At 42.1% G+C, this 1,558-nt stretch carries 2 protein-coding genes; both read left to right on the top strand.

Translation table 11 applies throughout. The annotated features are described in order from the left end of the window. On the top strand, window positions 1-576 hold a 576-nt coding region (locus N523_RS0110535), incomplete at its 5' end, for an efflux RND transporter periplasmic adaptor subunit (RefSeq protein WP_028835001.1). Between the two features lie 11 nt (window positions 577-587). Then, on the top strand, window positions 588-1,558 hold a 971-nt coding region (locus N523_RS19015), incomplete at its 3' end, for an efflux RND transporter permease subunit (protein ID WP_036950285.1).

Here is a 1,558-nt window from a genome sequence, read left to right as displayed (position 1 = left end):
CAATATGCATTAACGGCGCACCGTGAAGGTGTCGTGCTTCAAGACGACTTTATCCAAGGGCAACGTGTTGATGCTGGGGATTCAGTCATGTTGTTAGCTGATGAAAAACAACTATGGGTTGAAGCAAAAGTTTCTCCAAATAAAAAGCTAAATTTATCAATTGATTCTCCTGCGGTACTTAAATTAGAAGGCCAGAGTTACAATGCCAAAGTTATCCAAGAAGCCCATACAATTGATCCCGTAACTCGTACAAGAATTATTAGATTGGGGGTACAGAATGCTGATGATAACCTTCATTCAGGTATGTTTGTAAAAGTTTACTTTCAGTTTGCCACAAAGCAGAAAGTGATGGCTGTGCCAGAAGAAGCATTGATCCGCAGCGCAGATGGTGATTGGACCGTATTTGTCGAAGACCACCCTGGAGAATTTAAAGCTGTAGAAGTAGAACTAGGCCGAGCCTTAGGTGATTTTAGGGAAATCATTGGCCTTGATAGTGGGACGCGAATTGTAACCAAAGGCGCATTTTTTGTTGCTTCTGAAATCGCTAAAGGCGGATTTGATCCGCATAACCACTAAGGAGCAAGACTATGTTTAATAAAATAATAGATTGGTCTGTTAATAATAGACTCCTGATTTTGATTGCGCTGTTTGCCACAATTGTCGGCGCAATTATGGTTATACCAAAACTAAATTTAGATGCCTTTCCTGATGTTACTAATGTTCAAGTTGCTGTAAATACTGAAGCGCCAGGACTAGCTGCTGAAGAAGTTGAACAACTCATTACGTACCCCATTGAAGCGGTCATGTATGCCTTACCTGATGTAGAACAAGTGCGCTCAATTTCTAAAACAGGCTTGTCTGGCGTCACGGTTGTTTTCAAAGAAGGCACCGACATTTACTTTGCAAGACAACTTGTATTTGAGCGTCTTCAAGCCGCAAAAGAACTGATACCAGAAGGTGTCGGCACACCCGAAATGGGGCCAAACACCTCAGGGCTAGGCCAAGTATTTCAGTACCTTCTTATTTCAGATAAAGATGCAGGCTATGATGCTATGGCACTCAGGAGTCTCAATGATTGGGTAGTAAAATTACTCGTTATGCCTGTCGATGGTGTTACTGATGTACTCTCCTTTGGAGGTATTGTTAGGCAGTACCAAGTAAATGTAGATCCATCTAAGCTTCTTTCTTATAACCTAACGCAAGAAGACGTTGTTGGTGCCCTAGATAACAACAATGCCAATGTTGGCGGATGGTATATGAACCGTGGGCAAGAGCAGCTTGTTATTAGAGGTGCAGGTTGGTTTGAAAGTGGTGACGCTGGTATTAGTAATATCAAACAAGTTCCCGTCAAAACAGTTGATGGGACAGTTGTGACGGTTTCGGATATTGCTAAAGTTGAAATGGGCAGTGAAATTCGTCAAGGTGCTGTCACAATGACGCGCAAAACCGAAGACGGTAAAGTCGAAAATTTAGGTGAAGTTGTCTCTGGCATTGTCTTAAAACGCATGGGGTCTAATACTAAAGCCACCATTGATGGTATCAATGCAAGAATCCCATT

Origin of the sequence: Pseudoalteromonas sp. 23_GOM-1509m (assembly GCF_000518425.1) — a bacterium.
Taxonomy (GTDB): domain Bacteria; phylum Pseudomonadota; class Gammaproteobacteria; order Enterobacterales; family Alteromonadaceae; genus Pseudoalteromonas; species Pseudoalteromonas tetraodonis.
The sequence above is the reverse complement of the archived record's forward strand: the minus strand, read 5'-3'. Positions and strand labels throughout refer to the sequence as shown.